General features: G+C 36.2%; 6 protein-coding genes. 4 read left to right on the plus strand and 2 right to left on the minus strand.

Annotated elements, in window-relative coordinates:
* Nucleotides 1–77: 77 nt before the first annotated feature.
* Nucleotides 78–1,910, plus strand: coding sequence for a cation:proton antiporter (locus GMD78_RS20370; RefSeq protein ID WP_155671723.1), 1,833 nt, complete (start codon nucleotides 78–80; stop codon nucleotides 1,908–1,910).
* Between the two features lie 493 nt (nucleotides 1,911–2,403).
* Here GMD78_RS20370 and GMD78_RS20375 read toward each other — a convergent pair whose 3' ends face one another.
* Nucleotides 2,404–2,586, minus strand: coding sequence for an SE1832 family protein (locus GMD78_RS20375; RefSeq protein WP_155671725.1), 183 nt, complete (start codon nucleotides 2,584–2,586; stop codon nucleotides 2,404–2,406).
* A 93-nt stretch (nucleotides 2,587–2,679) separates the two neighbouring features.
* On the opposite strand from GMD78_RS20375, the gene GMD78_RS20380 reads away from it, so the two are divergent.
* Nucleotides 2,680–3,531 (plus strand): GNAT family N-acetyltransferase, encoded by an 852-nt coding sequence (locus tag GMD78_RS20380; RefSeq protein ID WP_155671727.1) that lies wholly within the window; start codon nucleotides 2,680–2,682, stop codon nucleotides 3,529–3,531.
* A 120-nt stretch (nucleotides 3,532–3,651) separates the two neighbouring features.
* Here GMD78_RS20380 and GMD78_RS20385 read toward each other — a convergent pair whose 3' ends face one another.
* Nucleotides 3,652–4,740, minus strand: a complete 1,089-nt coding sequence (locus tag GMD78_RS20385) for an AI-2E family transporter (RefSeq protein ID WP_425495069.1) — start codon at nucleotides 4,738–4,740, stop codon at nucleotides 3,652–3,654.
* Nucleotides 4,741–4,927: 187 nt separating this feature from the next.
* On the opposite strand from GMD78_RS20385, the gene GMD78_RS20390 reads away from it, so the two are divergent.
* Together GMD78_RS20390 and GMD78_RS20395 are read left to right on the plus strand one after the other, a co-directional pair.
* Nucleotides 4,928–6,661 carry a phospho-sugar mutase gene (locus tag GMD78_RS20390; RefSeq protein ID WP_155671729.1) on the plus strand — a complete coding sequence of 578 codons (1,734 nt, stop codon included), beginning with the start codon at nucleotides 4,928–4,930 and terminating at the stop codon, nucleotides 6,659–6,661.
* 266 nt (nucleotides 6,662–6,927) lie between these two features.
* On the plus strand, nucleotides 6,928–7,713 hold the full coding sequence (locus tag GMD78_RS20395; protein WP_155671731.1) for a TerC family protein: 786 nt from the start codon (nucleotides 6,928–6,930) through the stop codon (nucleotides 7,711–7,713).
* Nucleotides 7,714–7,868 lie beyond the last annotated feature (155 nt).

A 7,868-nucleotide genomic window follows, 5' to 3' on the forward strand; every position in this document is an offset into this window, starting at 1 on the left:
TAACTTACGTATATAATTTGTCCTATAATTTTTGGGACTTCTTAAAATACAGTAATTCATTGTACAGGGGGTATCAGATGGTTCCGTCGATATTATTTGAAATCATGCTAATTGGTCTTTTAGGGATTGGTTCCCAATGGCTAGCTTGGCGTTATCGAATGCCAGCGATTGTTGTTATGTCGATAACTGGTTTACTTGTAGGGCCAATACTAGGAATTATAAATCCTGAAGAAGACTTTGGACGTTTATATGGTTCTATTATTTCAGTAGCAGTCGCAATTATACTATTCGAAGGAAGTTTAAATTTAAGCTTTAAAGAATTGCGTGGTCTAGGAAAACCAGTATTTCGTATTTCTACAGTAGGTGCTTTTATTGCCTGGATCTTAGGTTCATTAACTGCTCATTATATTGCTGGATTGTCTTGGGCAGTAGCATTTGTTATTGGTGGTTTGTTCATTGTTACCGGACCAACGGTTATTATGCCATTACTACGTCAATCGAAGCTAAAGCCAAGACCAGCCAAGATTCTAAAATGGGAAGGGATTATTGTAGATCCAATTGGTGCGTTACTTGCTGTATTTGCATTTGAAATTATTGCTTATTTCACATCAAGTAATCCAGATGGATCAGCACTGCTCTTATTCTTTGCTGCGTCTATTTTTGCAGCCATATTTGGTTGGGTATGTGGTCGTGGTATAGGCTGGATGTTTGAGACAGGTCATGTTCCTGAATTTTTAAAGTCTCCAGTAGTGTTTGTTGTTGTTATATTGTGCTTCACAATAGCTGATGAAATTATGCACGAAACTGGACTATTATCGGTAACTGCCATGGGGATTACGTTAGCGAACATGGGAATTAGCTCCGTTTCAGACATGCGTCATTTTAAAGAAAATATTACAATTCTGCTAATATCAGCGATTTTCATCATGCTTACAGCTTCATTACAAATGGAAACATTGCTACACATTTTCAGTCCGAATATCATTGGATATGTATTACTCATGATGTTTGCAGTTAGACCGCTCTCCATTTTCCTTTCGACTATTGGAACTGGATTGACTACGAATGAGAAGCTGCTAGTGGGATGGATTGCACCACGTGGTATTGTAGCATTAACTGTATCAAGTTACTTTGCAAGCATATTAACCGATGCGGGATATGAAGATGCATCGATCTTGACTACTTTAACATTTGGATTAGTATTCTTTACGGTACTAGCACATGGATTCTCTATTGGTTGGTTAGCTAAAAAACTAAACCTTTCTATGGAAGGTCGTCCAGGTTCACTAATTGTGGGAAGTAATAAATTTACGGTAGAATTAGCAAAATCACTTGCTAAAGCGAATGTACCAATTATTATTGTGGATAACTCATGGGAAAGATTACGGTTAGCCCGAGAATCAGGAGTTCCGTTCTATCATGAGGATATGCTTTCGGAACAAACGGAGTATAATTTAGATACGATTCCGTACGAATATTTAATTGCAGCTACAACTAGCAATTCATACAATGCGTTAGTGTGTACCACATTTATGCCAGAATACGGACGCACAAATGTCTTTAAATTAAGTCCGTATGATACGGAATACGGTACGTCAAAAGAGATTGTATCCAAAGTAGGCGGAAGAGTGTTATTTAAGAAGGAAGTTAACTTAGATGCGCTAATTGAGAAGATTGAAAATGGGTTTGTTTTCCGTCAAACAACGATTACAGAGCAGTATAGCTATAAGCAATACCTACAGGAAAAAGATGAAGAAACGGTGTTCTTATATTTAATCAAACCTTCGGGACAGATTAAATACTACTCTGAAGAAATGCGAACCGTTCCTGGTATTGGTGATACCATTGTTAGTTTGATGCCACCAAAAAAGGAAAAGGCCAGAATTGAAGCAAGACTAGAGGAAAATTAGAATAAGTAAAGGATCAGCAATAGATGTTGCTGATCCTTTTATCTATAAGTAAAGAAGCATAAGCTTTCTAATAATTGAACTAGTTCTTTTGCCATAGAAGGCATTGTTACAAATCACGCTTTCTAATTATATTGACTGTTGTATGATGTAACATGTTTACTTATAATGTAGACAAGGGTATGATATGTGCCCGACCTTCCTTTTGAAGGGGGGTGGTAAGTTGGTGGAACAGCTGTTGATCTTCATTACGGCTACGTTAAACCTAGCTATAGCAGTAACAAATCTGTCAGCAGTCATGGTTCGTAGACGTAAAAAGAAAAAGAACCCTCACTCGGACTAGTGAGAGTTCAAAACACTGTATCAAGGGAAGAGGAGCAATCCTCTTCCTAACCATCATCTTATGTATATCATACCCTGTTTATTCAAAAAATACAATGGACACTGAAAAAATGAAAAGCTAAAGATTAAAATAACGTTTCGAAGGAAAAAAATGTTAATCCTCAAACTCCTCCAACTTCTTATAAACTTCTGCAATTTCTTCTTCTAAGCGTATTAATTGCTCCTGTGCAGACGATGCTCTTCCACGAACATAAACTAATTTATCCAAATCACTTTGAATTCGAACATAATCTGATTTTAATTCATCCAACTTATCTTCTAATTCTTTTTTTGTCATTATGATCACTCCCATTACTAGTGTAGCGGAACCTCCCTTTACAAAACAAGAAATTAAGTTAAAATAATTATAATCAAAAGGGGGGACGTTTAGATGGAAGTTCGATTAGAGAAATCATTACATACGTATATGGAATTAGTTGAGGACCTGTTACTTAAAAATGAAGCAACGAATAATTTGATGTTAGGCTTGTTGGACCGAGGACATAATAATGCAGCAGCTTATCAAGAAGGTGTTCATTTAGGTCTTGTTGAGGAGGGAAATGAAGTTATTTTTGCTTTTATGCAAACACCACCTAATCACTGGATACTCGCTGATGTTAACCATGTAGATGAGCAGGTGATTAAAGCAGTAGTCCAATTTTTATATCGTGAAGGATTAGACGTTCCTAGTGTACTTGGTCCAAATGAGGAAGTAGAAACGCTTGTAACAGCTTGGTCCGGGTTATCAAAGAAAAAAGCTGAAGTTGAAATGGAGCAGCTTATATATCAGCTAGACCATGTAAATGTAACCCCAGATGAAACCGGTAAATTAATTCAGGCAACGAGTGAACATAAATCAATCATTGCGAAATGGCTTTACCAATTTGGGGTAGAAGCAAATATGTATATCTCTCGCCTAAAAGCAGAAACAATGGCGACAAATTACACAGATAACCGTTCTATTTATTTATGGGTAGTGGACGGGAAGCCGGTTTCTATGGTTAATAATTCTAGAAAAACAAAAAATGGTGTAACCATTAATGCGGTGTTCACCCCGGATAGATTTAAAAGAAAAGGGTATGCAACTAGTGCGGTAGCAGCTTTGTCTAAAAAACTCCTAGAGGATGGATTTAAGTTCTGTAGCTTATATACGGATGCTGCAAACCCAACATCAAATAGCATCTATCGTAAAATCGGCTATTATGAAATCGGATCATCTATTGTATATCAGTTTGAAAGTTAAAAAAAGCGATCGATGTTGATCGCTTTTTTTGTTCTTTCGTAATATACATCGAGAACATCATTTGGAACGTTAGGTTACTTAGCATTCTCTACCTAAACAACAACATTCATATAAAACTGCCTATATTAAAGCATCCTCTTTATCTTTTTTAGAATCTGCATATGTTTCATAAAAATGTACGACGATTGTTTTCACAGTTGCGTAAAATGGTACCGCGAATAATATGCCTAAGAATCCTGCAATACTTCCAGCAGCTAAAATAACAGTAATTACAGTTAATGGATGTAGTGCCAAAACACGTCCCATTACATTAGGCGATATAAAGTTACTCTCGATTTGTTGCGCGATAATCATGACTAAGGATACCCATACAATCATCATTGGATCCTGGAATGCACCAACAATTAACGCTGGGATAACGGATAGGAATGGACCAATAAAAGGAATCACATTCATTATCATCCCAAATAATGCAAGTGTTAGCGAATAATCTAGACCGATTAATAAATAGCCAATAAAAAGTAATACCCCAACAGAGAAGCTAACAATGAGCTGTCCCTGAATAAAGGAAGTTAGAACAAGATCAATCTTACTTAATAAGCTACGAATATTTGCTGCTTTTTTCTTGGAAAAAATTTTCGTAACAAATGGTACTAGCTTCTCACCATCCTTCAACATGAAGAACAGAAAGAACGGTATAAGTACTAAAGCGAAGATAAAACTAATTAATTGGCCAATAAACCCAAATATATAATTTAAAACGTTCTCAATATGTGTTTGTAGATTATCTGTAAAATTGTTAATAGCTTTATCCACTTCCTGAGGAATCATCGTTTGATTTGCCTGCCAATATGTAATTAGGTCCTGTGCCCAATCGACCATTTTAGGGATATTATTTACTAAATTAGTAAACTGGCGCTGTGCAATTGGTACAATATACATGGTGATGAAAAAACCGATTAAGATCAATACGATGAAAACTAGTAAAATAGAAAAGGACCGATTGATTTTAAATTTCATAAAAAAGTACATTAATGGCCGAGTTAAATAGTATAGAATACCAGCTCCTATTATAGGAATGGCAACGGCTCCTACATATTTAAAAACGGGATCAAATATAAAGTTTGTAGCAGAAATTAACAAGATTAATAGAAATACTAAAATAAAAAACACGAGAGTTTGAAACCATTTTTTTTCAAACAAATTCATCACAACTTTCTATTTGGAGATACTATACGTATTATTTTAACGGTTTACGTATCAATTGGGAAGTGGTGGTATGATAAATTCTCTCCATTTTACACGTAGATTAAACCATTCTTGATGGACTGTTAGAATATTACAAGAAAGTATGCTAAAATTTGAGCATATAACTGAATATTGGGGGATTCTGTAAATGAGTAATTGGGAAAAGGTATATCAAGAATGGAAATCATTTTCTAACCTTGATGCTGCCTTAAAAAAAGAATTGGATGCGATGAAAGACGATCCTAAAGCATTAGAGGATGCTTTTTATAAAGAATTAACATTTGGTACTGGTGGCATGCGCGGCGTGTTAGGACCAGGAACAAACCGAATGAACATTTATACCGTCCGTAAAGCAGTAAATGGTTTGGCAAAATACTTATTGGATAATGTAGTCAATGTAAAAGATCGTGGGGTCGTTATTGCCTATGATTCGAGATATATGTCACAAGAATTTGCGGTTGAAACTGCAAAAGTTCTTGGTGCCTATGACATAAAAGCCTATGTGTTTGAATCACTTCGACCAACACCACTCTTATCATTTGCTGTGCGTTATTTAGCTACAGCAGCAGGAGTAATGATTACTGCTAGTCATAATCCACCAGAATACAATGGTTTTAAAGTATATAATGAAGATGGCGGGCAAATGGTTCCGGAAGAAGCCAACCAAGTTATTACAGCTATTAAGGAAATAGAAAATGAATTAATGGTTCCAGTTTTAGAGCGTGAAGTCTTAGAAGAAAAGCAATTATTAAATTGGGTTGGAAAAGATATTGATAATGCATACTTAGATCAATTAATTCATATTTCTAAATTAGACCAACAGGCGTTTGAGCAGAATAAAGATTTACAAATTGTTTTCACCCCATTGCATGGTACAGCACATGACTTAGTAATAAGAGGGTTAGAGCAATTACATTTTGAAAATGTAGAGGTTGTGAAAGAGCAAGCTATACCAGATCCTGAATTTTCAACGGTAGAGTCACCGAATCCTGAAGAACATCAGGCTTTTACACTTGCCATTGAACTGGGCAAGAAGAATGATGCAGATATTTTACTAGGAACAGACCCTGATGCTGATCGACTTGGTGTCGCTGTGAAAGATAAAAACGGAGGCTATACGGTCTTAACTGGTAATCAACTTGGATCATTGCTTGTAGATTACATTCTGTCTCATACAGATCCTGTCACATTAAATAATGGTCGGATGATAAAAACAATTGTTACCTCCGAGCTTGGTCAGGCAATTGCTTCTTCATATGGTGTCGAAACCATAAACACATTAACAGGCTTTAAATATATTGGAGAAAAGATCCGTCAGTTTGACGCAACAGGAGAAACCTTTGTATTTGGTTACGAGGAAAGCTATGGCTATTTAATTAGTAGCTTTGCGCGTGATAAAGATGCTGTTCAAGCAGCTGTTATGGCATGCGAAATGGCACATTACTGGAAGCAAAAAGGAAAAACGCTTTTGGATGTGTTGGATGATTTATATAAGAAACATGGCTATTATCAAGAAGGAATGACTTCTTTAACTTTAAAAGGGAAAGAAGGATCCGAAAAGATAGCAACAATCATGGATGAAATTCGAAAAAATCCAATGAAAGAAATTGGTGGTCTAAAAGTAGAAAAAACGGAAGACTATTTATCGAGTGAACAATTGCTTGTGGATACAGGTGCAACAAAAGTAATTGAGTTACCTAAAGAAAATGTATTTAAATTTTTGTTAGATAATAATAGCTGGGTATGTTTACGTCCTTCTGGAACGGAACCAAAAATTAAATGCTATTATGGTGTATGTGGAGAAACTAGGGATGGAAGTGAACAAATCCTAGCCTCCTTGAAGGATACAATGGATCAAACGATAAACCAAATTATTGGTTAGTGAATAAAGATGCCTACCTCTGGTTAATTTAAGGTCATCAATTGGTAAAGGCATGTAATTGACATTTCACGAAAAAGCATGTTTAATAATGGTATCATTCCTAAAGGGGAGTAGCTGTACAGTTTAAGTCGTCATTACGAGATTTTTATCTCCGGCTTAAGTTGGCAACGGACGTTGTTTGCGAGACCTTTACCATGACAGGTAAGGGTCTTTTTCTGTGTTCTTACCTGTTGTGAGGATCAATATTACAGTAGGGAGAGACATTCATGGGAGCAGAATTATTATTAGAGTATTTATGGGTACTAGTTATTTTAGTCGGATTGGAAGGTCTATTAGCGGCCGATAATGCCCTTGTACTAGCAATTATGGTACGCCATCTTCCAGAAAAACAACGGAAAAAAGCGTTGTTTTACGGGTTAGCAGGAGCATTTGTTTTACGTTTCGGATCATTATTTGTTATTTCGTTCCTAGTAGATGTTTGGCAGGTTCAAGCACTTGGAGCAGCATACTTATTATTTATCGCGATTAAAAACTTGTATGATCGTTTTAAGAAGAAAACAGATGTAGAAGAAGCAGAAGAAGGTGCCAAAGCTAAAAAAGGTAGTGGCTTCTGGATGACCGTAGTTAAAGTGGAGTTTGCTGATTTGGCATTTGCTGTGGATTCTATTTTAGCGGCTGTGGCTTTAGCGGTAGCATTGCCACCTACTGGACTCGGAGAAATTGGAAGTCTAGATGCGGGACAATTCTTCGTTATTTTTGCAGGTGGAATGATCGGATTGATCATTATGCGATTTGCTGCAAATATCTTTGTCGATTTACTGCATAAACGACCTGGATTAGAGGTTGCCGCATTTGCTATTGTAGGATGGGTTGGTGTGAAATTAGCTGTAATTGTATTTGCACACCCTGATATTGCGTGGATTTCACATGACTTCCCGCATTCAACGATTTGGAAAACAACCTTCTACATTGTATTAGTAGCAATTGCGCTAATTGGTTGGTTTGCTTCTGGACGTTCAGTAGATAAAGAAAGAGCAACGGATTCTGAATAGAAATTAAAAAGCAATCATGATTCCTAGGTAAAATGTACCCTATAGAGTAGACACTTTAAAAAAAGTCTACCTATAGGGTACTTTTGTGTAATAATAAAGAAAAAAATAGTAAATGGGGAAAGAATATGAGTAAGAGATTGTTTACGGAAAAGGAA

The organism is Ornithinibacillus caprae (assembly GCF_009728145.1).
GTDB classification, from domain to species: Bacteria; Bacillota; Bacilli; order Bacillales; family Amphibacillaceae; genus Ornithinibacillus; species Ornithinibacillus caprae.

Coding starts and splice junctions, on each gene's coding strand:
- GMD78_RS20370 (WP_155671723.1), top strand. CDS start 78: ATGGTTCCGTCGATATTATTTGAAATCATGCTAATTGGTCTTTTAGGG.
- GMD78_RS20375 (WP_155671725.1), bottom strand. CDS start 2,586: ATGACAAAAAAAGAATTAGAAGATAAGTTGGATGAATTAAAATCAGAT.
- GMD78_RS20380 (WP_155671727.1), top strand. CDS start 2,680: ATGGAAGTTCGATTAGAGAAATCATTACATACGTATATGGAATTAGTT.
- GMD78_RS20385 (WP_425495069.1), bottom strand. CDS start 4,740: ATGAATTTGTTTGAAAAAAAATGGTTTCAAACTCTCGTGTTTTTTATT.
- GMD78_RS20390 (WP_155671729.1), top strand. CDS start 4,928: ATGAGTAATTGGGAAAAGGTATATCAAGAATGGAAATCATTTTCTAAC.
- GMD78_RS20395 (WP_155671731.1), top strand. CDS start 6,928: ATGGGAGCAGAATTATTATTAGAGTATTTATGGGTACTAGTTATTTTA.